25 protein-coding genes are annotated in these 24,891 nt (G+C 38.6%); 16 read left to right on the forward strand and 9 right to left on the reverse strand.

The annotated features are described in order from the left end of the window. The first annotated feature begins 221 nt into the window (after nt 1-221). From JEP40_RS10055 to fis, 6 genes are all read left to right on the forward strand, one after another. Nucleotides 222-410 (forward strand): hypothetical protein, encoded by a 189-nt coding sequence (locus JEP40_RS10055; protein ID WP_198623448.1) that lies wholly within the window; start codon nt 222-224, stop codon nt 408-410. Nucleotides 411-734: 324 nt separating this feature from the next. Continuing rightward, complete coding sequence (locus JEP40_RS10060) at nt 735-983, forward strand: YhdT family protein (protein ID WP_198623449.1); 249 nt, start codon at nt 735-737, stop codon at nt 981-983. Then, nucleotides 973-2,418 (forward strand): sodium/pantothenate symporter, encoded by a 1,446-nt coding sequence (gene panF, locus JEP40_RS10065; RefSeq protein WP_109409296.1) that lies wholly within the window; start codon nt 973-975, stop codon nt 2,416-2,418. Before JEP40_RS10060 ends, panF begins: the two co-directional genes overlap by 11 nt. Before the next feature lie 23 nt (nt 2,419-2,441). Then, entirely contained in the window at nt 2,442-3,323 is an 882-nt protein-coding gene (prmA, locus tag JEP40_RS10070) for a 50S ribosomal protein L11 methyltransferase (protein ID WP_198623450.1), read from the forward strand. A gap of 321 nt (nt 3,324-3,644) precedes the next feature. Further along, a complete protein-coding gene (dusB, locus tag JEP40_RS10075) occupies nt 3,645-4,616 on the forward strand; it encodes a tRNA dihydrouridine synthase DusB (RefSeq protein ID WP_198623451.1) in 972 nt (323 codons plus the stop codon). A gap of 20 nt (nt 4,617-4,636) precedes the next feature. Then, complete coding sequence (gene fis, locus JEP40_RS10080) at nt 4,637-4,933, forward strand: DNA-binding transcriptional regulator Fis (RefSeq protein WP_004245342.1); 297 nt, start codon at nt 4,637-4,639, stop codon at nt 4,931-4,933. 136 nt (nt 4,934-5,069) lie between these two features. On the opposite strand, the gene JEP40_RS10085 is transcribed toward fis, so the two are convergent. Next, nucleotides 5,070-5,594 carry an SMI1/KNR4 family protein gene (locus JEP40_RS10085; RefSeq protein WP_198623452.1) on the reverse strand — a complete coding sequence of 175 codons (525 nt, stop codon included), beginning with the start codon at nt 5,592-5,594 and terminating at the stop codon, nt 5,070-5,072. 137 nt (nt 5,595-5,731) lie between these two features. On the opposite strand from JEP40_RS10085, the gene JEP40_RS10090 reads away from it, so the two are divergent. From JEP40_RS10090 to JEP40_RS10100, 3 genes are all read left to right on the forward strand, one after another. Next, nucleotides 5,732-6,490 (forward strand): hypothetical protein, encoded by a 759-nt coding sequence (locus JEP40_RS10090; protein ID WP_198623453.1) that lies wholly within the window; start codon nt 5,732-5,734, stop codon nt 6,488-6,490. A 342-nt stretch (nt 6,491-6,832) separates the two neighbouring features. Next, nucleotides 6,833-8,071 (forward strand): hypothetical protein, encoded by a 1,239-nt coding sequence (locus JEP40_RS10095; protein ID WP_198623454.1) that lies wholly within the window; start codon nt 6,833-6,835, stop codon nt 8,069-8,071. A gap of 248 nt (nt 8,072-8,319) precedes the next feature. Further along, a complete protein-coding gene (locus tag JEP40_RS10100) occupies nt 8,320-9,510 on the forward strand; it encodes a cyanate transporter (protein WP_198623455.1) in 1,191 nt (396 codons plus the stop codon). Between the two features lie 96 nt (nt 9,511-9,606). Here JEP40_RS10100 and JEP40_RS10105 read toward each other — a convergent pair whose 3' ends face one another. Both JEP40_RS10105 and JEP40_RS10110 read right to left on the reverse strand, forming a co-directional pair. Further along, nucleotides 9,607-10,554: a carbamate kinase family protein gene (locus tag JEP40_RS10105; protein ID WP_198623456.1), complete on the reverse strand. Its 948-nt coding sequence runs from the start codon at nt 10,552-10,554 to the stop codon at nt 9,607-9,609. A 322-nt stretch (nt 10,555-10,876) separates the two neighbouring features. Next, complete coding sequence (locus tag JEP40_RS10110; protein ID WP_198623457.1) at nt 10,877-11,611, reverse strand: glycerophosphodiester phosphodiesterase family protein; 735 nt, start codon at nt 11,609-11,611, stop codon at nt 10,877-10,879. Nucleotides 11,612-11,785: 174 nt separating this feature from the next. On the opposite strand from JEP40_RS10110, the gene ugpB reads away from it, so the two are divergent. From ugpB to JEP40_RS10135, 5 genes are all read left to right on the forward strand, one after another. Next, nucleotides 11,786-13,090 (forward strand): sn-glycerol-3-phosphate ABC transporter substrate-binding protein UgpB, encoded by a 1,305-nt coding sequence (gene ugpB, locus JEP40_RS10115; RefSeq protein WP_198623458.1) that lies wholly within the window; start codon nt 11,786-11,788, stop codon nt 13,088-13,090. Between the two features lie 62 nt (nt 13,091-13,152). Continuing rightward, complete coding sequence (ugpA, locus tag JEP40_RS10120; RefSeq protein WP_198623459.1) at nt 13,153-14,037, forward strand: sn-glycerol-3-phosphate ABC transporter permease UgpA; 885 nt, start codon at nt 13,153-13,155, stop codon at nt 14,035-14,037. Continuing rightward, nucleotides 14,037-14,885: a sn-glycerol-3-phosphate ABC transporter permease UgpE gene (ugpE, locus tag JEP40_RS10125; protein WP_198623460.1), complete on the forward strand. Its 849-nt coding sequence runs from the start codon at nt 14,037-14,039 to the stop codon at nt 14,883-14,885. The genes ugpA and ugpE overlap by 1 nt, the downstream gene beginning before the upstream one ends. A gap of 1 nt (nt 14,886) precedes the next feature. Continuing rightward, complete coding sequence (ugpC, locus tag JEP40_RS10130) at nt 14,887-15,987, forward strand: sn-glycerol-3-phosphate ABC transporter ATP-binding protein UgpC (RefSeq protein ID WP_198623461.1); 1,101 nt, start codon at nt 14,887-14,889, stop codon at nt 15,985-15,987. A gap of 494 nt (nt 15,988-16,481) precedes the next feature. After that, nucleotides 16,482-17,234: a M48 family metallopeptidase gene (locus tag JEP40_RS10135; protein WP_198623462.1), complete on the forward strand. Its 753-nt coding sequence runs from the start codon at nt 16,482-16,484 to the stop codon at nt 17,232-17,234. Nucleotides 17,235-17,289: 55 nt separating this feature from the next. Here the strand turns inward: JEP40_RS10135 and JEP40_RS10140 are convergent, their stop codons facing one another. Next, entirely contained in the window at nt 17,290-17,757 is a 468-nt protein-coding gene (locus JEP40_RS10140; RefSeq protein ID WP_198623463.1) for a MarR family winged helix-turn-helix transcriptional regulator, read from the reverse strand. 115 nt (nt 17,758-17,872) lie between these two features. Here JEP40_RS10140 and JEP40_RS10145 point away from each other — a divergent pair, with 115 nt between their 5' ends. Together JEP40_RS10145 and panM are read left to right on the forward strand one after the other, a co-directional pair. Next, complete coding sequence (locus JEP40_RS10145; protein WP_198623464.1) at nt 17,873-19,060, forward strand: MFS transporter; 1,188 nt, start codon at nt 17,873-17,875, stop codon at nt 19,058-19,060. Nucleotides 19,061-19,071: 11 nt separating this feature from the next. Then, complete coding sequence (gene panM / locus JEP40_RS10150) at nt 19,072-19,479, forward strand: aspartate 1-decarboxylase autocleavage activator PanM (protein WP_198623465.1); 408 nt, start codon at nt 19,072-19,074, stop codon at nt 19,477-19,479. Between the two features lie 96 nt (nt 19,480-19,575). On the opposite strand, the gene JEP40_RS10155 is transcribed toward panM, so the two are convergent. From JEP40_RS10155 to ftsY, 5 genes are all read right to left on the reverse strand, one after another. After that, nucleotides 19,576-20,739, reverse strand: a complete 1,164-nt coding sequence (locus JEP40_RS10155) for a glycerate kinase (RefSeq protein ID WP_198623466.1) — start codon at nt 20,737-20,739, stop codon at nt 19,576-19,578. A 94-nt stretch (nt 20,740-20,833) separates the two neighbouring features. Continuing rightward, nucleotides 20,834-21,688 carry an RNA polymerase sigma factor RpoH gene (gene rpoH / locus JEP40_RS10160; RefSeq protein ID WP_072069811.1) on the reverse strand — a complete coding sequence of 285 codons (855 nt, stop codon included), beginning with the start codon at nt 21,686-21,688 and terminating at the stop codon, nt 20,834-20,836. A gap of 363 nt (nt 21,689-22,051) precedes the next feature. Further along, nucleotides 22,052-23,029 (reverse strand): permease-like cell division protein FtsX, encoded by a 978-nt coding sequence (ftsX, locus tag JEP40_RS10165; protein ID WP_198623467.1) that lies wholly within the window; start codon nt 23,027-23,029, stop codon nt 22,052-22,054. After that, complete coding sequence (ftsE, locus tag JEP40_RS10170; RefSeq protein ID WP_023583735.1) at nt 23,022-23,687, reverse strand: cell division ATP-binding protein FtsE; 666 nt, start codon at nt 23,685-23,687, stop codon at nt 23,022-23,024. Before ftsE ends, ftsX begins: the two co-directional genes overlap by 8 nt. A 5-nt stretch (nt 23,688-23,692) precedes the next feature. Then, a partial coding sequence (gene ftsY, locus JEP40_RS10175; protein WP_198623468.1) for a signal recognition particle-docking protein FtsY occupies nt 23,693-24,891 on the reverse strand: 1,199 nt, incomplete at its 5' end.

Raw genomic sequence — 24,891 nt, forward strand, 5'->3', positions numbered from 1 at the left:
GATAGATCACTGTATTTGATTATTTTTACGGGCATTCTGCTTTATTAAAATTTATTTAATTAAATTAGGCGTATTAAAGGCTTAACCATGAAATATAACTTTGATGAAATTATAGATAGAAAAGATACCGATGCTTTAAATTAGTACAAGATTTTACTCAGACTCATTTTCCAAAAGCAAACTTTAAAATACCTGATTCGACCTATTTAGCATGGATTAATTTGGCAGATTATTTACCTGAAGATGTCGATAACCAACAACTTTCATTCTATTTTGCCAATAAAACAGGCATTTTATTAGAAGGCGGAAATATGTTTGTAAGTAATGGCGATAACTATATTCGTATTGATCTTGCTTGCCCTCGCGCCATTATCAAAGAAGGATTAGAAAGAATAAAAAATGCCCTTTAATTTATGAGATGAGTAAAACAAAGAAGAGCGCTACATTGATCAATCTATTTCAATGTCTGCTCTTCTTTTTTCCGATTTCAATTATCTTAAACATCCTATTTCTGGTGATTATTTCAACACTTCATTTCTCAATTAATATAAAAATTCATCTCTATTTTTATTATCTCATCAAATTAAGAATCAACAATAATCTTTTTAAAACAATAAGATAATCTATTTTTAATATTCTCCCGTGACTTTGTGATTAATTTTCACTGAATCAATACTCACTTTCCCGTACAATCCTCCCATTCATTTTTAACCCTATTAAGATTGGGAGAACAGATGGACAAACGTTTTGTTCAGGCCCACAAAGAAGCCCTTTGGGCCCTAATTTTAACTTTTATGTATTTGCTGGGTTGGTTAATTACCGCTTATTTACCTGATAACACACTAGGCATTACTGGTTTACCTCTTTGGTTTGAGCTTTCATGCTTATTCTTACCTGTTTTGTTTTTTCTGTTGTGCTATCTGATGGTGCACTACTTTTTCAAAGATATGCCGTTAGGAGATGAGCATGACGATGCAAACTGAGGTCATAGTGCCACTGATTGGCTACCTTCTTTTGGTCTTTCTGCTGTCGGCTTATGCTTATCGTAAGCGCGAAAAAGGCGAATTTCTTAACGAATATTTTCTGGGTAATCGTTCAATGGGTGGCTTCGTGCTAGCTATGACTATCACTGCCACTTATGTTAGTGCCAGCTCCTTTATCGGCGGGCCAGGTGCTGCCTATAAATATGGTATTGGTTGGGTATTGCTTTCGATGATCCAACTGCCCGCGATTTGGCTGTCCCTTGGAGTATTAGGGAAAAAATTTGCTATTTTAGCGCGTCGTTATAATGCCGTTACCTTAAACGACATGCTGTATGCGCGTTACAAAAGTCGTTTTCTCGTTTGGTTTGCCAGTTTAAGTCTATTAGTCGCTTTTGTCGGCGCCATGACAGTGCAATTTATCGGTGGCGCACGTTTATTAGAAACCGCGGCGGGTATCCCTTATGAGTTTGGTTTGCTTATTTTTGGGATCTCGATTGCGCTGTACACTGCAATTGGTGGATTTAGAGCCAGCGTATTAAACGATGCATTACAAGGCCTTGTAATGCTACTCGGTACCTTTATCCTACTGGTTGCCATTATCTATAAAGCGGGTGGTTTAGATATTGCGATACAAAAACTCAATGCCATCGATCCTGCATTAACCTCACCTCAAGGTGCGGATGGTATTCTAACAGGGCCTTTTATGGCTTCATTTTGGGTACTGGTCTGTTTTGGTGTCATAGGTTTGCCTCATACTGCGGTACGTTGCATCTCTTACAAAGACAGCAAAGCCATGCATAAAGGGATCATTATTGGCACTATAGTGATGTCGTTATTGATGTTTGGTATGCACTTTGCTGGTGCATTAGGTCGGGCGATTATTCCTGATCTGACTGTTCCTGATCAGGTTATCCCAACATTAATGGTTGAAGTATTACCGCCTATTGCAGCAGGTATTTTCCTTGCAGCACCAATGGCTGCCATTATGTCTACGATTAATGCGCAACTGTTACAATCCTCAGCGACACTGGTCAAAGATCTCTATCTCAATATCGCCCCTCATGCGATCACTAATGAGAAACGTATATCTCGTTTATCGAGCCTTTCGACCTTGATTTTAGGTGTGTTACTACTGTTTGCTGCATGGAACCCACCATCAATGATTATTTGGCTTAATTTACTCGCTTTTGGTGGCCTACAAGCTGTTTTCTTATGGCCTTTAGTTCTTGGGCTTTATTGGGAAAAAGCGAACCGTTATGGCGCTATTGCAGGCATGATCACAGGTGCCACACTTTATGCCACTCTTGCGACATTTAATATCCAAATAGCCGGATTCCACCCTATCGTTCCTTCACTGTTATTGAGCTTAGTGGCATTTCTTGTTGCTAATCGATTTGGAGAGCATACTCTGCCACAATCAACATCATTACAGTGAATTCGTTTTTAAAGAGATTAATTATGCCTTGGATACAATTAAGACTTAATGCAACTGCCGCCAATGCCGAAGCTATTGGTGATGAGTTAGTTGAAAGCGGTGCCGTTTCAGTGACTTTCCAAGATAGCCACGATACCCCTATCTTTGAACCTTTACCGGGTGAAACTCGCCTATGGGGTGATACTGACGTTATCGGTTTATATGATGCGGAAACTGACATGAAAATCGTTGTGGCGATGTTAGAAAACACACCACTGCTAGGTCAAGGCTTCCTACATAAAATTGAACAACTCGAAGATAAAGACTGGGAACGTGAATGGATGGATAACTTCCACCCGATGCGTTTTGGCGAACGTTTATGGATTTGCCCAAGTTGGCGTGAAGTGCCTGATCCTAACGCTGTCAACGTCATGCTAGACCCGGGTCTTGCATTTGGTACAGGTACCCACCCTACTACCTCTTTATGCCTTCAGTGGCTTGATGGTTTAGATTTAGAAGGTAAAACAGTTATCGATTTCGGTTGTGGTTCTGGGATTTTAGCAATTGCGGCCCTAAAATTAGGTGCAACAAAAGCAATTGGTATTGATATCGACCCGCAAGCCATCCAAGCAAGCCGTGATAATGCACAACGTAATGGTGTTTCTGACGCACTCACACTGTATCTTGCAAAAGACCAGCCAGATAACCTCAGTGCTGATGTTGTCGTGGCAAATATTTTAGCGGGCCCGCTACGTGAACTTGCACCCGTTATCAGTACACTGCCTCGTCAAGGTGGGCATCTAGGTCTCTCTGGCGTATTAGCGACACAAGCAGAAGGTGTGGCGGCAGCCTATGAAGGATTATTTAACTTAGATCCTGTTGCTGAAAAAGAAGAGTGGTGTCGTATTACCGGTGTGAAAAAATAACATCGAATAAATATTAAACAAAATGAGATGATCTCATTACGTTAAAATTTCACTTAATTATTGTTTATCAGGCATTAATCACATTTTTGCCTGATAAACTCTACTTAGTTCCACTTGTTTATCAATTCTACAGCATCAATTTTTAAATTTTTAAAAAGACATAACATTATGTTTTTATTGATTAAATAATCAATTCATAAAAAATCAAGTGTAAAAAAGTAACTTTTTTTCGCAATTTGGTTAAACTTTGTCCTTTCATATCTGGCAAAAAATGCGTAATATACGCGCCCTTGCAGTCACAGTTTGGCCCTCTTTTCATCTATGCGAATCGGACAGTATCAGTTAAAAAATTGCCTTATCGCGGCTCCCATGGCTGGCGTTACAGACCGACCTTTTCGGTCGCTTTGCTATGATATGGGTGCGGGTATGACAGTTTCTGAAATGCTCTCTTCCAACCCTCAGGTTTGGCAGACAGACAAGTCTCGGTTACGAATGGTACATAGTGATGAATTGGGGATCCGCTCCGTACAAATTGCAGGAAGTGATCCCGTTGATATGGCGGCAGCTGCGAAAATAAACGCAGATAGTGGCGCTCAAATTATCGACATTAACATGGGTTGCCCTGTAAAAAAGGTGAATAAAAAGCTAGCGGGTTCAGCACTACTTCGTCATCCCGACCTTGTCGCAGAGATCCTCTCTGCTGTGGTTAACGCGGTAGATGTACCTGTTACTCTCAAGATCCGTACTGGCTGGTCACCTGATGAACGTAACTGTGTAGAGATTGCCAAATTGGCTGAACGTTGTGGTATTCAGGCTCTCACTATTCATGGGCGTACACGTGAGTGTTTGTTCAAAGGGGAAGCCGAATACGACAGCATTCGGACAGTTAAGCAGAATGTTTCTATTCCCATTATTGCGAATGGAGACATAACAGACCCGCTAAAAGCCAGAGCAGTATTAGACTACACTGGAGCCGATGCTTTAATGATCGGTCGCGCTGCTCAGGGAAGACCCTGGATCTTTCGGGAAATCCAGCACTATCTGGACACAGGTGAACTGTTGCCCCCTCTACCGATTGTAGAGGTACAACAAATAATGCAAAAGCATGTGCGTGAGTTGCACGACTTTTACGGTCAAGGCAAAGGAACTCGCATTGCACGCAAGCATGTCTCTTGGTATCTCAAGGAACATGCCCCTGATGACCAGTTTCGGCGCTCCTTCAACGCCATAGAGGATGCCAGCGAACAGCTGGAGGCGTTGGAAGCATATTTCGAAAATTTTTTGCGTAAATAAATAAAAGAGCTGACAGAACTATGTTCGAACAACGCGTAAATTCAGACGTACTAACAGTTGCCACCGTAAATTCACAAGATCAGGTGACCCAAAAACCTTTACGTGACTCAGTTAAACAAGCACTGAAGAACTATTTTGCTCAATTAAACGGTCAAGATGTTAATGACTTATATGAGCTAGTATTGGCTGAAGTTGAACAGCCATTGTTGGACATGGTAATGCAGTACACCCGTGGCAACCAAACGCGTGCAGCACAAATGATGGGCATTAACCGCGGCACACTGCGTAAGAAACTGAAAAAATACGGCATGAACTGATCCTAGTCAGTTAGGTCTATTTTTGTAAAAAGCCTTTTCTGGCTTCCAGAAAAGGCTTTTTTGTCACTTATGACCTGTCCTAAATAAGGTTAACACTTTTCCAATCTAAGATTGGAGAGTGCAATGAAACCAATTACTAAACGAACTCAACGTAATTATTCGCTAGTGGAAAACCCATCGGAAATGAATGACAACGTATTCGTTTTGATAACACGCCTTCTAAAAATCCCGTCAAACTTTCTGCAATAAATTCCACCTCAGAGGCTCTGGATGAAATAATTGCTATTGTCCATAAATTGCTATCATTAGATGAAACAACCCAAAAAAGCGTGTCACCATTATCAGTCTCACCAATAGGTAACAGCCCATTATTTTTAGGGTACAAAAGAAAAGTATAATAATCAGGATCAGCTTGTATTAATGAATTAAAATCCTCGAGGACGACCTCTTTTTGCTGAAAGAAATTAAGATACTCATCCTCACTAAATGGATTAAACAACGTAATAAAATTAGCTATTTGTCCTGAACCATATTGCGAGACAAATTCAATATAGTCTTGAGGAAAGGTGTATTGATTATCAATAAGTGGCCACTCCTTATCTTCTCCTCGATTTACCGAACATAAAGGTATTGGTAACCACTGATTTAATGCAGTTAACATTCTATCCTCACTAATTTGATCTCCTTTTTATAGCTCAATTTATGGTATTTTATCTTTACTTTCTTTTTATCATAACTCAGCCAATTTCTATCACTTTAGTTACGTGATAAAAATGTGACACTAATAAGACCATAATAATGACAACGCCTTCACATACCATTACTTTTATTGATAGTGCTTATCCTAAACCTCACGCAATCAAAGAGTTTGTCTGGTCTGGACGATTAGATAAACATGGGCAACTTTGGTTTGATCTCCACCTTAGAAGTGCTGATTACTATTTAAGTGAGGGTGAAGATTATTGTGCAGATATAGATGAGGATGAGTCAGAAGATGAGCAAGAATATACCAGTCTTGCACACTGGCAAGATCAAATTGTCTGGGATAATTATCACTGCTGTACTCTCTCTTCAACTTATTGGTCTGACGACCAAGGTATTTTACTTAGTACAGGAAAGACACCATTCGATTTTGATAGCTTATTTCATCATCAATTTAATGTTGATATTGTTCCTCAAATCAATAGTGATATAGATGAGAATGAAGAAAAAACAGAAGTTCCTGCTTTTAGTCTTTATTTGTTAGGGCATGATGAGTGTACAAAACATCAAATCACCTTCCAGCGCCAAACCAATAATACCTTTCACATTGATTGGACTGGTAAAATCGCGCTAACTTACGCAGGATTTGATGAATTTATCCATCAGTTTATTGCAAGATTAGAAAATATTCCTTTTGATGGTTTTTATTTTCCTAAATCATGGGATTTAGATAAAGCGACGAATGAATTTAAAAAAGTACTTTCTCATTTTGAACACTATGAATTCACATTAATTAATCCCAAAAGTCAGATCAAGCAATGGAAGTTGGGTTATATAGGTAAAGCTCAACCGTAAAATCACTTATTTTAATGTTAGTATCAATATATTATTCAGATAAGCATTTATTTAATAATAGATAATGTTTATCTTTATCAATAAGTTATAAATAATATTGTTTTTTATAAGATATACTAATAACAATCATCAATATAAAGTTGTATTTCACATTTTATCTCTTTTATATCATTAAAAAATATTTATCACCTATATTTCCTAAATAATAGAAATTATATTTTACTTATGTTAAATATTTATTATTTAAATCATAGTTTATAAAATGCGTAATTAAACTGTATCTATTAAAAGTCAATATCATGTATTATCTTCGCCATTATTGTTCTCCCTTTAGGTACTATAATGTCTAGCAATTCAGAAATTGACTATTCTAATAATGAATCAAAAAATATCTGTTTTTATATCATGCTATTAATAGGGGCACCCAATTTTATCGTGCCTGAGTTATCATTTTTTATTCTACCTATTATTATGTTTTCATCTGTTGCCTATTTTATCTATTTTCTTATTTCTGAAGGACATGCATCAGAGATAGTTTGGGGGATATTGAAAGGCTTTCTGATCATTATTGTTGCCAGTATTATTCCTTTTATCGGCCCGATTATCCTGATTGGCTGGATAATTTATAATATTGCCAAAGCCATAGACAGTATAAAAAGTCTTTTTCCTGAAGCCGTTTTTAGTATCATTCTCTATGCTTGCTTAGCTTATCCCTTAGTTGATTTATTGGCCAGTCGTTATGAGGTTAATTATATTCCTCGTATAATCGCAGGCCTTATTTATGTTGTTGTCGCATTTAACTACAATAATCGATTAAAAAAACAAGCCTCATCAACCAAAGATCAACTCTTTAAACTTTCATTAATGTGGATCTCTGCCCCACTCATCGCCATATTAATTATTACCATTGTTTCAGCGGTACGTTCGGCCTTTAGAACAGTGATCAATACGACCACATCTCCTATCCGAGTGACACAAAACGTCTCAGGTTATGTCCGTGGTGACACTGTTGTCAGTAATTACACTCGTGAAGTTTCCAGAACAATTACCACCACCACAACCTCAATATTGCCAGGAGCTGGTGCAGTGACTGCTTCTGTTGCTGGAAACCTTACTCCAAAACAGCAAGATAGCGCCTCAAAAACATCATCCGAAGTCACCTATATGTCTCTTGCTAAAGTCACTGAGTATCAAACAAATAAAGATCAACATTTTTATCATCATAGCGATTTAGATAATAAAAAAGTAACGCACTTCTACCAAAAAGCGATGAATGTATTGGGTGAACCATTATTCAATACAAACGATATTCGCTATTACTTTGATGAAACAGTCTTTGGTAAAGGTGATCATGGTGTAGTCTTAGCGGAAGAGGGGATTTACTGCGTTCTGAGTAAATTATATGACTCTTTTTACCTTCCTTATGATGATATTGAGAATGTGATTATCAAAGGAAAAATATCTAAAGAGATTGTTATTACTGATAAAAATAGCGAAATCTATACCATAACATTGACGCAATCGAACAAAGGTGCAGAGAAAATAGCGCAACTCATTCGTGAATTTAGCTGTCTTTCATAACAATAGTTATTCTCTCGTTTTCTTATTAAGGCAATAAACTGATTTAAATCTGTTTATTGCCTTATTTTATAATGAACTGCTTTCTCCACCATAAAATACCTTACTGATATCCCTAACTGATACTCCTAACAATGCATATAATCCATATTCGATTACTGTAAATAAAATCTAAATTACCAATATAGCCATTTGTTTATACAAATATTGTCTATACAATAGACAATATTTATGTTTATCAGGGAATTACAATGACTGCCTTACCACGAAAAAAAACATGGCAGATTATCCTTACTATTATTTTAGTTGGGATAAATTTACGCCCTTTCTTAACTGGCCCTGGCCCTGTTATTGACAATATTATTGCCTCAACAGGAATGAGTTATAGCCAAGTCTCTTTACTCACACTATTACCCATGCTTTTAATGGGAATAGGTGCATTAATCGTTCCTTTTTTACAATCTTATATTCAAGTACGTAAAGGGCTGTTAGTGGCGATGTTGATGCTACTTATAGGCTCATTTTCTCGTGCTTATGTTTCTGATGGTCATCAACTATTACTAACAGCACTCTTTTGTGGTTTAAGTGTCGCCTATATTCAAGCTGTATTTCCTGGCATTATTAAAGGATGGTTTGGAAATAGAACACCTATCATGATGGGGTTATATTCCGCTATGTTAATGGGTGGAGGCGCACTAGGTGCTCAACTTTCCCCTATTCTTACCGCTCCCAATGGTCATTGGCAAAGTGCTTTGGCGTGGTTTGCACTTCCTGCTGGCTTTGCTTTTGTTGCTATTCTTTTTTCTATTAAAAATAGCGCCACCTCTGCCAATAAAATATCACTAAATACCCTGATTTGGCGGCCTAGAACAGGGTTACTTATCTTAGGATTTGGCTGTGTTAATGCGGGATATGCTTCGGTGGTAACATGGCTGGCACCTTTCTATCAGTCGTTAGGAATGCCAAGCGCCCAAAGTGGCTCTCTTGTTGCTATTCTTTCCCTTTTTCAAGCATCGGCAGCATTAATCATTCCATTTTTAGCCGCTAAAAATCACGATCGACGTTTTTGGCTGATGCTGACATTAATAAGTCAATTTATTGGATTTGGCGCAATAATGACGATCCCCATGAGTGCGCCTTATCTTTGGAGCATTTTCTTAGGTTGTGGCTTAGGAGGATGTTTTTCCATGATGATGATCGTCGCACTCGATCACATCCCTGATCCCGGGCAGGCTGGTGCACTATCGGCATTAATGCAAGGTGGTGGTTTTATTATTGCCGCATTTGGGCCATTGGTCGCTGTACTATTGCGCCAACCGGATGGAAGCTTTACTTATGCATGGGCATTTCATGCCATTTTAGTGATTATTACAATAGGATTATTTTCACGACTAAATCCACGTCATTACGCAAAAGCCTATCCCGCCAATCACTCTATTTAGTCATCCATTAAAAAATGCACAGATAAAATAAGCGCCTTACTTTTTACAGATAAGGCGCTTATTAAAGATATAATCGAACACTACTTATGAGGATAATTAAGCAACAATATGTGTTCCTGTTTCACCTTTTAAGGCTGAAGCCAATTTTTCCGGTGTTGTGATAATCACACGTTTTCCACCTGTAGCTAAAAATGACAAACTTGCTTCGATTTTAGGAAGCATACTACCCGGAGGAAAATGCCCCTCATGCATATATTGAGTCATTTCTATCACAGAGGTTTCACCTAACGCTTTTTGTTCTGGTTTACCAAAATGAATACAGACTTTTTCAACACCTGTTGTAATAATCAGAATATCTGCATGTAATTCTTTTGCCAGTAGCGTCGATGACAGATCTTTATCAATCACGGCATCAACACTTTGGTAATTTCCTTGCTCATTTTTAATGACCGGGATCCCCCCGCCCCCTACAGCAATCACAACATAGCCATATTCTGATAATGATTTAATTGCATTAGATTCAATTACATGTTGTGGAATAGGAGAGGCAACAACGCGACGATAACCACGACCAGAGTCTTCAACAAAATGCCATTGAGGATTTTCTTGTTTTAATTGCATCATCTCTTGTTCGGAAAAAAATGCACCAATAGGTTTTGTCGGAGAAACAAAATTAGGATCGTTTTTATCCACCTCAACTTGTGTGATAAGGGTGATCGCTTGTTTATTTTGTTGAGCACGAAGCTTATTGGTTAACGCTTGTTGTATTAAATAACCAATCCCCCCTTGGGTATCCGCAACACAATTGGCTAATGGTGTTAATGGTAAGCCTTCTTGTACATGTGCAACTTCCGCTCGACGTAAATCAAGCCCCACTTGTGGTCCGTTACCATGAGTAAGAACAATATTATACCCTTCAGCCACCATATCACTAATATGGGCTGCAACCTCTTGTACTGCTTGTTCTTGATGAGCGATAGACTGGCTAGCATTGTCTTTAATAATACTGTTGCCTCCAATGGCAACAACAACGAGTTCTTTCATGTTTCACTCTCAATTATATTATTGGCAATTAAAGTAGAAATAACGCACCTCAACTCTCAGAGGTTGGGTTAATAAGGTCGCCATATCGCTAACCACTTACCCTATTTTATCTTTTAATGAGATAAACATTATCGTGTTGAACAATATCTATTCATTAATTGCGCAGGATAATAACAGAGAATGTAAATAAAACATCTACTACTCAACATTTCTCTTATTTAATTTCGCTAAATAGAATGAGGAAGAAAGGAGATGAGAGGCGTCATCAAACAGATCAATAACGCCTTATTCAATACAAATAAGCGGGATAGTTAGTACTTTTTCATTTTGCTACATCATAAATATCCTGTTGATAAACATCAGGCATATCGGTAATTAGCATATCAACTCCCCATTGCTCAAAGTCTTTCACTTCTTCAGGATCATTTGGGGTATAACAATAAATTTCATAGTCTGCTTGTTTTAACAATTGCGCTTGTTCTTGTGTGAGATATTTGTAATTACAATGCACACTAAAACCATCAATAGCTTTTAATATTTCTAACGCATTATCGGGGATCTCATCCCATAATTGCCCTCTTCGAATAAAAGGCAGATATCGCTTCATCACAATTAAAGCTTGTGTATCAAAAGAAGAAAATAAAATTTGCTCATTCGGAATATCTGCACTTTTTATCATATCAGAGACGGCTAAACATAAGCGTTCAATATCATCATCGGGCCATGTTTTCAGCTCAATATTAAGTTTTGTACCTGAACGCTTAATTAACTGTAATCCTTGTCTTAAAGAGGGAATTTTCTCACCTTGATAAAGTGAACTAAACCAACTTCCTGCATCAAGGCGATGTAAATCATCTAAAGTATGAAAACGTACAGCACCTTGCCCATTCGTGCAGCGGTTAACCGTTTTATCATGAATAAGCACAGGAACATGATCTGCCGTTAATTGCACATCTGTCTCAATCCATTCACACCCAAAATCAATCGCCATTTTAAATGCAGCTAACGTATTTTCAGGGGCTTTTCCAGAAAAACCTCGGTGAGCAGCTATCTTCATTTCTCTCTCCTTTTCATTTGTGCCGACATCATGACAACCATTTATGACAGCAATTTGACAGTCACACCATCAATAACTCTTCATTTAATTGTCACCCCTTTGTCATAAATGACATTTAGGGTAATTCACAAACTAGATTGCACCTTTAACTCTCGATTTAAAAGGAAATACTGCATGTCGATAAAATCAATAACGGGCCTTGCTGTTGCGATGACACTCTTTACTTCACCTACACACGCAAAAACACAAATTGAATGGTGGCATGCAATGGGAGGTGCACTTGGTCAGAAAGTCAATCAAATCGCTTCTGATTTTAATGCAAGCCAATCTGAATATGAGATAAAACCTGTTTATAAAGGCACTTATGCTGAAACCATGACCAGTGCAGTAGCTTCGTTTCGTGCTAAAAACCAACCCGCTATTGTGCAGGTCTTTGAAGTCGGCACAGCCAGCATGATGGGAGCTAAAAAAGCCGTTTTTCCGGTTTACCAATTAATGGAAAAAACTAACGAGCCTTTTGATCCTAATAGTTATTTATCTACTGTCACAGGCTATTACACCACCAGCGATGGCAAAATGATGTCACTGCCCTTTAATAGCTCAACACCTGTGCTTTATTACAACAAGGCTCTCTTTAAAAAAGCAGGTATAGACCAACCACCTAAAACATGGAAAGAGATGGAAGTTGTGTCTCAAAAATTACTCGACTCAGGTGTGAAATGTGGCTTTACCACCACATGGCAATCATGGACACAAATAGAAAACTTTGGGGCACGTAATAATTTGCCTATTGCGACAAAAAATAATGGTTTTGATGGCTTAGATACAACGTTTCTATTTAATAAGTCTCCTTTCGTTGCTCATATTCAACAAATGGCAGATTGGTCTCAATCTGGTATTTTCAAATATGGTGGGCGTCAGTCCGACTCAATGCCTTTATTTTATACCCAAGAGTGCGCCATGGTGATGGAATCATCAGCCGGTTTTGCTGGTATTAAAGAGAATATGAAAGGAGTTGATATTGGTGTTAGCCAATTACCTTATGACGATACGCTTGTGCAAAAACCCGCCAACACCATTATTGGTGGGGCATCGCTATGGGTTATGTCAGGACGCCCTGATGCGGAATATAACGGTGTAGCAAAATTCTTCACCTATCTTTCAAGCCCAGAAGTACAAGCGGATTGGCACCAAGCTACAGGTTATCTTCCTGTTACAAAAGCCGCTTACGCGTTGACACAACAACAAGGTTTTTATCAGAAAAATCCTGGGGCTGACACTGCAATATTACAAATGACAACCTCAGAACCTACCGCAAACTCCAAAGGATTGCGCTTTGGTAATTTTTTGCAAACTCGCGAAATTGTTGATGAAGAGTTAGAGAAAGTCTGGTCAGGAAAACAGAGCGCTCAGGCGGCATTGGATAATGCTGTCACTCGTGGAAATGAGCAATTACGCCGTTTTGAACGAACTCAATGATCACATTTATCAGGCGAGCTTAACGGCTTGCCTTCTGTTTTTATCGATTTACTGGATATTGTATGGCTTCTGAATCCATTTATTTTAAACAAAAATGGTTACCTCTAGCGCTAATTTGTCCTCAATTGGCTATCACGCTTATCTTTTTTATTTGGCCTGCTGGGCAAGCTTTCTTTCAGTCATTTCAATTAGAAGATGCATTTGGCCTGAGTAGTGAGTTTGTTGGCCTCGAAAACTTTCAGCGTTTATTTAGCAATAGTTACTATTTTGACAGTTTAATCACGACATTAATTTTTAGCACGAGTGTTGTCTTGCTCTCTATGTTATCTGCACTTGTTCTGGCTGGTATTGCCGAGCAAATTTTACGAGGCAAACTGGTTTATCGTACGATCTTAATTTCACCCTATGCCATTGCACCTGTTATCGCGGGTTTTCTTTGGTTATTTATGCTTGATCCCACGATTGGTATATTAAGCCAATTATTAAAACAAATAGGTATTAATTGGGATCCCGTACTGAATACACATCACGCGATGTGGATGGTGATTTTAACTGCAACATGGAAACAAATAAGTTATAACTTTTTGTTTTTCCTCGCCGCCTTACAATCTGTGCCTAAATCACTGTTAGAAGCAGCTGCTATTGATGGCAGTGGGCCTATTAAACGCTTTATAACAATAAGTTTTCCACTCATTTCACCGACCACTTTCTTCTTACTGGTAGTGAATTTTGCTTACGCCTTTTTTGATACTTTCGCCATTATTCATGCAATGACACAAGGTGGCCCAGGAAGTAGCACATCAACATTAGTGTATAAAGTCTATAACGATGGTTTTGTGGGATTAGATTTAGGCTCCTCAGCCGCACAATCCGTCATCTTAATGTTTATTGTCGCGATATTAACCGTGATCCAGTTTCGTTATGTTGAGAAAAAGGTGGCTTACTAATGGTTGAACGCAGACCTTTATTTCATGCTTTTTGCCACTTTATTCTTATTGTTGGCATTCTATCTGTCGCTTTTCCAGTGTGGATAGCGCTTGTCGCTACAACACATCAAAATACTGAATTTGCCACAGGATCGCCGCTTTGGTTCGGTACGGAAGGTTTCAGTATTTTTAAAACGCTATTATCACAAACGGGTACAACACAAAATAGTGCTATCTCAATTAATAGTATGTTGTTGAATTCATTAATAATGGCATTAGTGATCACTATCGGAAAATTAACGATTTCGATTTTATCGGCTTATGCCGTTGTATTTTTTCGCTTTCCGGGCCGTATGCTTGCCTTTTGGACTATCTTTTTTACATTAATGCTACCCGTTGAGGTTCGCATTATGCCGACATTTGAGGTTGTTACTAACCTTAATATGCTGAATTCTTATGCAGGATTAACGGTTCCATTAATTGCCAGCGCTACCGCTACTTTTTTATTTCGCCAATTCTTTCTTACTATCACCCCAGAGCTTATTGAAGCAGCTAAAATTGATGGCGCAGGTCCAATAAGATCCTTTTTCACCATCTTACTTCCTCTTTCACGTACCAATATAGCCGCCTTGTTTGTTATCACATTTATTTATGGCTGGAACCAATATCTTTGGCCAATGCTGATCACAACAGATACCCACTATTACACTATTGTGATGGGTATTAAACAGATGGTTGCGGTTTCCGATGGTGTTATTGAATGGAATAAAATTATGGCAACCACATTAATTGCGATGTTGCCTCCTGTCTTTATCGTCATTCTGATGCAAAGAGCCTTTGTAAAAGGCTTTATTGATACGGAGAAATAACATGACAACCGTCACTCTCACTGATTTGGAAAAGCGTTACCCAAATGGTCATCAAGCCATTTCAAAATTAAATCTTTCTATTGAGCAAGGCGAAATGGTGGTATTAGTCGGCCCAAGTGGTTGTGGTAAATCAACATTGCTACGAATGATTGCAGGGTTAGAAACCATTACACAAGGTGATTTACTTATTGATAATTTGCGTGTTAATGAACATGAACCCAGTGAACGTGATATCGCCATGGTTTTTCAAAACTATGCCCTTTATCCTCATATGTCGGTTTATAACAATATGGCATATGGCTTGCGTAATCGAAAAACACCAAAAGCAAAGATTGAAGAACTTGTCACAAATGCAGCCCAAATGCTGGAAATCAGCCATTTACTTGATAGAAAACCCAAAGAGCTATCAGGTGGGCAACGACAACGTGTGGCAATGGGCCGAGCTATTGTCCGTAAACCTAAAGTCTTTTTATTTGATGAGCCACTCTCTAACCTTGATGCAAAATTACGTGTACAAATGCGCCTTGAGATAAAAAAGCTACAACGAAAACTCTCAACAACTTCGATTTACGTTACACACGATCAAGTTGAAGCCATGACATTAGCCGATAAGTTGGTGGTACTAAACCAAGGAAATATAGAGCAAGTGGGTACACCGTTAGAGATTTATAAAAGCCCCGCCTCCGTGTTTGTCGCTACTTTTATGGGCTCTCCTGCAATGAATATTTTAGACACCCCAATTAATCATGGTGTGATTGAAGTCGCTGATGGGCACATTGCTGTTTCATCTCAGCACCTTCCTTATCAAGCGATTAAATTAGGTTTACGCCCTGAACATTTACTCATTAGCCACCAGCATCCTCTTTTTCATGCCGATGTTGAATTTATTGAAGCATTAGGTGCAGATGTTTTGATTTATACCACTACTTGCGATGAACAAAAACAACCTGTTGTTATTCGTGCACCGAACGATCATGGTATCAATATTGGTCATAAAATAGGTCTTACTATTCATCCTGAAAACCTACATTTCTTTGATGAGCAAACTGGAAAACGTATTAATCGTCCTTTTATGATCGTCAGTGAATTAATGGTTTCATAAGATGTTGATATCGTTTTATTCACTTTCAGTTTAATCTTAATAGCGATGTATTGAGCATCGCTATTTATTTAAAATAAAGCAATAAATGTTAAAAATATAAACTTTATCAGAATTAAACAAATGAAAGACTATGCTAAATACAGTGATCTTTTGATATTATTCCAAATAAATAAAAATAACATCGCTTACACTTGAAGTAAGTACAATTAAATGATTTATATAATATTTAACCAACAAATCTTATCTTTTTAAACTTAACCTACTAATTAATTATCTTAATTTTAAACAAGTTAAATTTATTAATCCGTTTTTTCCTCAAGTTAAGGAAAGAAATAATAATACTTTTCTTCTGAGAAAAGAAAAAACATATATTGAGATAATATTTTTTTCATAAAATGCCTATATTGCACCAATAGATAAGCGCTGTTATTCTTCTGCTCGAATTTGATCCGCAATTATATAAACTGCCAAGCAGAAAAGGACTTAATTAAAAAATGAAAATTAAATTACTTGCTACAGTGATGGTATCAGCAGCACTACTCTCTGGTTGTCAAAACCTCAATACCGATATGCTGACTAAATCTGGAACCCAACTTTTTCAAGCCGCAACATTAAGCGATGATGATATCAAAGCACTAACAAATGATGCATGTAAAGAAATGGATGCCCAAAATAAAGTCGCGCCAGCTAATAGCACTTACACCAAACGCTTAAATAACATCGCTAAGGCGTTAGGTAATGAAGTTAACGGTACTCCGGTAAATTACAAAGTTTACATGACTAAAGATGTGAACGCATGGGCTATGGCTAATGGTTGTGTTCGTGTTTATAGTGGTTTAATGGACATGATGACTGATAACGAAGTTGAAGGCGTTTTAGGTCATGAAATGGGTCACGTTGCTTTAGGTCATACCCGTAAAGCAATTCAAGTTGCTCACGCAACAGTTGCAGCACGTACCGCAGCATCATCAGCGGGTGGCGTTGCAGCACAATTAAGTAGCTCTCAATTAGCTGAAATGGGCCAGAAATTAATTAATGCTCAATTCTCGCAACATCAAGAAACTGAAGCAGATAATTTCTCTTATGATCTGTTAACAAAACGTGGCGTTAATACGGCAGGGTTGGTTACAGGCTTTGAGAAGCTCGCTAAATTAGGCGGTGGTGATTCAAGTATGTTTGATTCTCACCCACCATCAAAAGAGCGCGCTGATAATATCCGTAATCGCATCGCTACAGATAAGAAATAATGACCTTCCCCCTATATCTTATGGTATTGGGGGATTTTCTTTTCAGGCTTATCAGTTACGAATGACGAAAAAGATCCGTAACATCGGTAAAAAAGCGTTTAATTGCCTGCCTTTCATGCTGATCATATTGTTCAAATAACGCAGACCATTTTGCTTGAGATTGTTGATGTAGCACCTCATGCGCATGAAAAAGTTGCTCTCCTTCAGAGGTTAAAATAAAAAAGATCTCTTTTTGATTGTCTGCCAATTTTATTTTTTCAATCGCACCTTTTTTTTGTAATCGGCTACAAATTTTTGAGACAGCTCCTCGAGTCATTGCCATATATTCACTGATGGTGGTGAGATTTCTCATACTCTCCTCACCAATACAATGAATAACATGTAATTCTGTGAGTGAATAATTCTCTAACCCCTTATCTTCTAATACTTTTTTATGTTCCTCATTGACATGTTCATCTTTAAGATGCAAGAAATCACTTAACCCTTTTAACAAGTCTTGTGTTGTTACATTCTCTTTTGTCATTTTGTTTCCTTGGAAAAAATATTTAAAAAAATAGTACCAAAAGTATTTACAATAATCAAAATATCGCTATCATCTATTTTGTTTCCATGGAAACAAAATAACAAGAGGCAATATAATGAAATTATCAATCCGTAGTTTGTTTTATCTCATTTGCTTTAGCGCACTATTGGGTTCTTTAGCACAAAATATTTATACCCCTGTACTTCCCTTGATCCAACAGCAATTTAATACCACGTTATCACTGGTTAATCTGACGGTATCTGCATTTACTTTTGCTATGGCTGTTATGCAACTATTTTATGGTTCATTAATTGATAAGTGGGGAAGAAAACCAATTTTGCTCAGTGGATTAGCAATTTCTATTGTGGGTGCATTAGGTTGTGTTTGGTCTGACTCTATAGGTTTATTAATTTTTTGGCGTGTGATCCAAGCTATCGGTATTGCAGCTATTCCTGTGGTTGCTGCAACTATTCTTGGTGATCTTTATCAAGGAAACGATCGCGCAAAAGCAATGGGATCGTACCAAATGCTATTAGCATTAGCACCTGCTTGTGGCCCTTTATTAGGTGGATATTTAGCGCAACATTATCAATATCAAGGCATTTTTATTTTCTTGGCTGTTATCGGTCTCTTATTACTGATCACACATATCTTTTATTTACCTGAAACACGCCCGGAACAGAAAGAAACCTTTAAAAGCATATCTGCAATGCAACAAGTGCTTATAGCTCCTGAGGGTAAATCTGTATTTGTCATGAGTTTTATGGTGTTTTATAACTATTTTTGTCTACTGGTTTTCTTACCCTTAATTGCTTTTCATCTCTATCAACTTAGCAGCACTGAAATTGGTGGATTATATGTGCCTATGTCGATTGCGCTTATCTTAGGTAGCTATCTTTACCGTAAAATTTGCCATCTATTTAGTGCGGAATATGGTGTGATTATTACCTCTTGTATCAACCTGATTATGTTGACGTTATTTGCACTCTTTTGGCAAATCTCATTACCTGTAATGCTTGGTTTAACCGTGTTATATGGGCTTTCTTTAGGATTAACAATGCCAACACATACCACATTATTAGCGGGTTATTTTAGTGCAATGAGAGCAACCGCAATGGGGATTTATAATTTTATTCGTTATTGTGGAATGGCTGCTGGCCCTATGATTTCGGTCTATTTTGTGACTGACAATAACTATGAATATGTCTTTTATTCTTGTGTGATCTTAACGAGTTTGGCATTGTGTTTCACCATAAAGACCTTAATGTCTTCATTAAAAGAAAAAAAACAAACTACAAACTAACAGGATATTTAATGAAACTGACCATTGAAAAACTGGCCCAGCTCTCAGAGCAAGACCGCATTGATTTAGGAAAAATTTGGCAAGATGCACGTTATCAATCCGCATTAGCTACCGAGATTAACGCAGAAAATACACTCTTTGTAGCTAGATTCAATGAGCGATTATTAGCAGCTTGCTGGGTTAAATTATCGAATAAAAAAGCGGTTATTACTGATTTTATGGTCAGAGAAGTCACTCGTCGTCGTGGTGTTGGACATTACTTACTGACACAATGCTTATGTGCCTATCCTGATATTACCCATTGGCAGGCAATAAGCTTATCAGCGGAAGAAAGCGGGTATGATATTGCTCATGCTTTTTTAGCACATCATCAATTTAGTGCATCACCACAATCTGATCTTTATGCTCTCAATATTTGATAACGTTCTTATTCTAAATAATTCAAGGTGTAGGTAGGCGACAAGTGAATGAGTCGCTAGGACCATACATAAGTATATGACTAGTGCGAGTGAATATTAGTCAACAATGCTACAACTTGAAGTATGACGAGAACGAATAGTATAAAGTCTAGCCACATTATAAGCCGTCTCACTAAGATTCTTTTGCGCATTATGAAGTGCACCATCCAGTGTAGAAACACCCGGTACAATAGAGAAAACAGCATCAATTCCCTGCTGATGAACAACATCATAATCAGGGAGATAGCCACCGACTAAAGCAATGACAGGAAGGTGATATTTTTTAGCGAGCAGAGCAACCCCTATTGGCGTTTTACCTTGTGCTGATTGGCTATCCATTCGGCCTTCTCCAGTGATGACTAAATCAGCATCAATAAAATATTTTTCTAATTCAACCGCTTTAGCAACCAGTTCAACTCCCGGCGAAAGCGTTGCTTGCGTAAAGGCAAGCAACGGTAACGCCAACCCGCCCGCAGCGCCACTTCCTGCAATATTAATAAGGTTGCGTTGCGTCATTTTCTCAAGATAAGTACCAAAATGATGTAAGGCTTTATCAAGTTGTACAATATCATCTTTGGTCGCTCCTTTTTGAGGACCAAAAATAGCTGATGCTCCTTTTTCTCCACACAACGGATTTATTACATCACAAGCAATTTCGATTTCGACTTGCTTAAGTTTAGGGTTAAGAGTTGTGATATCAATAGAATGAAGCTGTGCTAATGCCAGTCCACCAAAAGGTAAAGAGGAACCGAATTTATCTTTAAGGCCAAGACCAAGCGCTTGCATCATACCTGCACCTGCATCATTTGTAGCACTACCACCTAATCCCAAAATGATTTTTTTAACACCCATTTCAAGAGCTGCATTAATTAATTCGCCCGTACCATAGCTGGTCGTTAAATTGGGATCACGTTGAGATACTGGAACAAGATGAAGACCAGAAGCTTGTGCCATTTCAATCACAGCAGTAGTGTTATCACCTAAAAGGCCCCACGTTGCTATTACTTGTTTGCCTAAAGGCGAGCTAACTGGCGTAGTCATTAATCGCCCTTGAGTTGCATCAACCAATGATGTAACTGTGCCTTCTCCGCCATCAGCCATAGGAATACAATAATATTGCGCATCCGATAAATAGCGTGAAAATCCCTCTTTGATTGATTCGGCAACTTCTTTCGCACTTAAACTTTCTTTAAATGAATCAGGGGCGATAACTATTTTCACGTTATATTCTCCAGACAATAAAAAAGCGATATTTTCATATCGCTTTTATAACATACTCTACTTTATGAGAGCGTGTACGTGGTCAGAAATATCATTAATCTTCAATCGCTAAACGCAATTTTTTCATCGCATTTTTTTCTAATTGGCGAACACGTTCAGCTGATACACCATATTTTGTCGCCAAATCTTGCAATGTCGATTTGTTATCATCATCTAACCAGCGAGCACGAATAATATCTTGGCTACGTTCATCAAGAGTTTCAATTGCTGAGGTCAGTTTATCCGTTGCATGATTATCCCAGTTATCTTCTTCAATGCCGTCGGCAAAATCAGAAGACTTATCCTCTAAGAAGAGTACTGGAGCAATAGGATGTGAGTCATCACTATCATCAGCAGTCATATCAAATGCCATATCTTGCGCTGACATTCGTGATTCCATTTCTCGGACATCACTTTCTGACACACCCAATTCTCTTGCAACTAATTCCACTTCATCTTGATTAAACCAACCTAAACGTTTTTTATTTTTTCGTAGATTAAAAAACAGCTTACGTTGAGATTTAGTGGTTGCGACTTTCACGATACGCCAGTTACGTAGCACATATTCATGAATTTCTGCTTTGATCCAATGTACGGCAAAAGAGACCAGTCGGACACCCACTTCTGGGTTAAAGCGACGCACCGCTTTCATCAGGCCAATATTACCTTCTTGGATAAGATCGGCTTGGGGTAAACCATAACCAGAATAGCTGCGAGCAACATGAATAACGAAGCGCAGATGTGACAGGATAAGCGTTCTTGCCGCATCCAAATCACCCTCGTAATGCAGCCGTTCAGCGAGTTCCTTTTCTTCCTCTGCGGTTAACATCGGATAGGAATTGGCTGCACGTATATACGCTTCGATGCTGCCTTGCGGAACCAATGCTAAGGATTGCATTTCTTTTGTCATTCAAATCCTCATGAAAATCAAATAAATAATTAAGATTATTACTGTAAGGGAAAACAGATGAGCCTTATAAATATAGCTTAAATAGGAAGTCCGTTAGGTTTTTTACGATGTGTTTTTATCATAACGACTATTTGACCAGCATAAAGATTAAAGGTTCATCTCGCATCTATGTTTACATATCTTTGTACTTTTCCATGCAGAGACAAACATGAGCGTTAGCCTGCCTTAGAAAAGATTTCGTGCATTATTATGCCAGAGAAGGGGCGTTGATAAAATGGCTGGATGACGATATTAGCGTAACCCAGCCTGATAAAAAATATCTTCTCTTTATTTAGAGGATAAGTATCAAAATGCCTTAATTCATTATTCCGGTGTGAATTGACGCAAATGCTGCATTGTCGTCAACCATGCAGCAAGCCAGCCGATTGTCATCGCTACGAGTATAAGAATAATTGACTCATCAAATCCTAATCCTGAAATAGAAAAAGAAGTACCAAATACCGTCGCGGCTTGAGTCACCACATCAGAAAGCTTCCACACTAATAGAGCAGAAAAAATCAGGGCAAACACAGCGCCAATAAAGCCGAGGATCAATCCCCAATTCAGAAAAGGGCGCATAATAAAACCGTCGGTTGCACCAATAAGTTTCATCACATTAATGGTATCGCGACGACTGAAAATATTGAGGCGTACACTGTTTCCAATCACCAGTAACAGAGCAACAACCATCAATGAACCAATTACTAAAGCGATTTGCCCAACCAACGAAGTTAACGTTGAAAGCCGAGTAAACCAACTATCATCCATTCTTACTTCATCAACACCGGGTATTTTCGCCACTGTATCACGCAAATTCACCATTAATTGTTGATCATTCGGATCCATGACTGGAGTCACAATCGCTACTGCAGGCAATGGGTTCTCTTCTAACATATCTAACGCACTGCTAAAGCCAGACCAAGAACGGAATTCCACCAGCGAGTCTTGCCGTGAAAGGTAGTTTACTTCACCTACTTTTTCTAGAGCCTCTATTTTTTTGATGGTCGCTTCAGCCAATGAATCATCGAGGGATTTATCGAGATAAACCGTTAATTGTGGAGTGGGATACCACTGCTCTGCTGCAGTTGAAACATTTTTCCACACAATATAAAAGATACTAGGTAATGTTAATGAAATGGCAACCACCATTACCGTTAGAAAAGAAGAAAGCGGTTGGCGCAAAAAGTCAGCCATGGTATTACGCCATGCATAACGCCATTGTTCGCGTCTTCCCCCTTTTAGCGCCTTGGTTTTTGCGCCTGGCGTTGGCATTGATTTACGGGAACTTTTTGCTTTAGCCATTTTGTCCTCCCACCATTCTGCCTTGCCCTAATGTAAGAATGCGATAATTTCTACGTTCTATCAAAGACATATCGTGCGTCGCCATTAACACTGTGACACCAACACGATTAAACTCCTCAAAAAGACGCATTATGCCTTCTGAAAGCTCACCATCAAGGTTACCCGTTGGTTCATCCGCGAGTAAAACCGTTGGCTTATTCACAACAGCGCGAGCAATGCCCACACGCTGTTGTTCACCACCAGAAAGTTGGATCGGATAATTTTTAGCTTTATCCAAAAGCCCAACTTTATCTAAAGCTGCGGAAACTCTACGTCGAATATCCTCTTCACTTGCGCCAGCGATAATCAGAGGAAGAGAGACATTGTCATAAACCGTTCTGTCCATCAATAAATGGTGATCTTGAAAGATCATCCCGATTTGACGGCGCAGAAAAGGGATCTCACTATTTTTTAGTCTGCTAATATCATGTCCAGCAAACCAAATAGCGCCATCACTAGGACGTTCTATTCCACAAATTAACTTAAGCAATGTACTTTTACCGGCACCAGAGTGACCCGTTAAAAAAGCCATTTCTCCAGGGCGAAGATGGAAATCAACGCCCTGTAATGCTTGTCTTCCACCTAAATAAGCCTTGCTGACGTGTTCGAAGCGGATCATTACAACTACTCCTCGCGGGCAAACAGAGCCTCAATAAAATCGTCGGCCTTAAACGGACGTAGATCTTCAATACCTTCACCCACCCCAATATAACGGATAGGAATACTAAACTGATCAGCAATAGAGAAAATAACCCCCCCTTTTGCTGTACCATCGAGTTTAGTCAATGTTAATCCAGTTAGCCCAACTGTTTCATTAAAGAGTTTGGTCTGACTCACTGCATTTTGTCCGGTACTAGCATCTAACGTCAGCATCACTTCATGTGGCGCTTCTTCGTCTAATTTCTTCATAACACGAACGATTTTTTTCAGCTCTTCCATTAAATGGGATTTATTCTGCAATCGTCCTGCGGTATCAGCAATAAGAACATCGACACCTTTTGCTTGTGCTGATTGAATCGCATCAAAAATAACCGATGCAGGATCAGCGCCTGTATGTTGTGCTACAACAGGAATATTATTACGCTCACCCCAAACTTGTAACTGCTCAACAGCAGCAGCACGGAAGGTATCACCTGCTGCTAACATGACAGATTTACCTTCAGCTTGGTATTGTCGTGCTAATTTTCCGATTGTAGTTGTCTTACCAACACCGTTAACTCCGACCATTAAAATAACAAAAGGTTTTTTACCTTCAATATTTAATGGTTTATCCACTTTCGTTAAGATCTCGCCCATCTCTTCGCGCAATTTGCCATAAAGGGCCTCAGCATCTTTAAGATCTTTATGTGTTGCGTGTTTGGTCAGGCTAGTGATGATTTTAGTGGTGGTTTCCATTCCCACATCAGCGATTAAGAGTTGTTCTTCTAACTCTTCAAAAAGTTCATCATCAATTTTCTTACCACGAAATAGGCCAAAGAATCCTGAACCTAAGTTTTGCCGGGTTTTCAGCAAGCCTTTTTTCAGTCGGCTAAAGAAACCTTCTTTTTTAGGTTTTTCTTGCTCAACAACTTTATCTGTAAGCACTTCTTCGCGTAAAGATCCAATATCTTCTGCTTCTGCTTGCGCAATAGCGAGGCGTTCGTTTTCTTTTTCTTGCGCAAGGCGTTGAGCTTCGGCTTCTTGAGCTAGACGTGCTTGTTCTGCGCGTTCGGCTTCTTGGCGCTGGGCTTCTAAACGCTCTTGCTCTGCTTTAAGTTCTGCTTGGCGTTGCGCTTCTTCTTGCGCTAAACGCTGGGCTTCGGCTTCTTGAGCCAGACGTGCTT

Origin of the sequence: Proteus vulgaris, assembly GCF_016239305.1 — a bacterium.
GTDB lineage: Bacteria > Pseudomonadota > Gammaproteobacteria > Enterobacterales > Enterobacteriaceae > Proteus > Proteus vulgaris_C.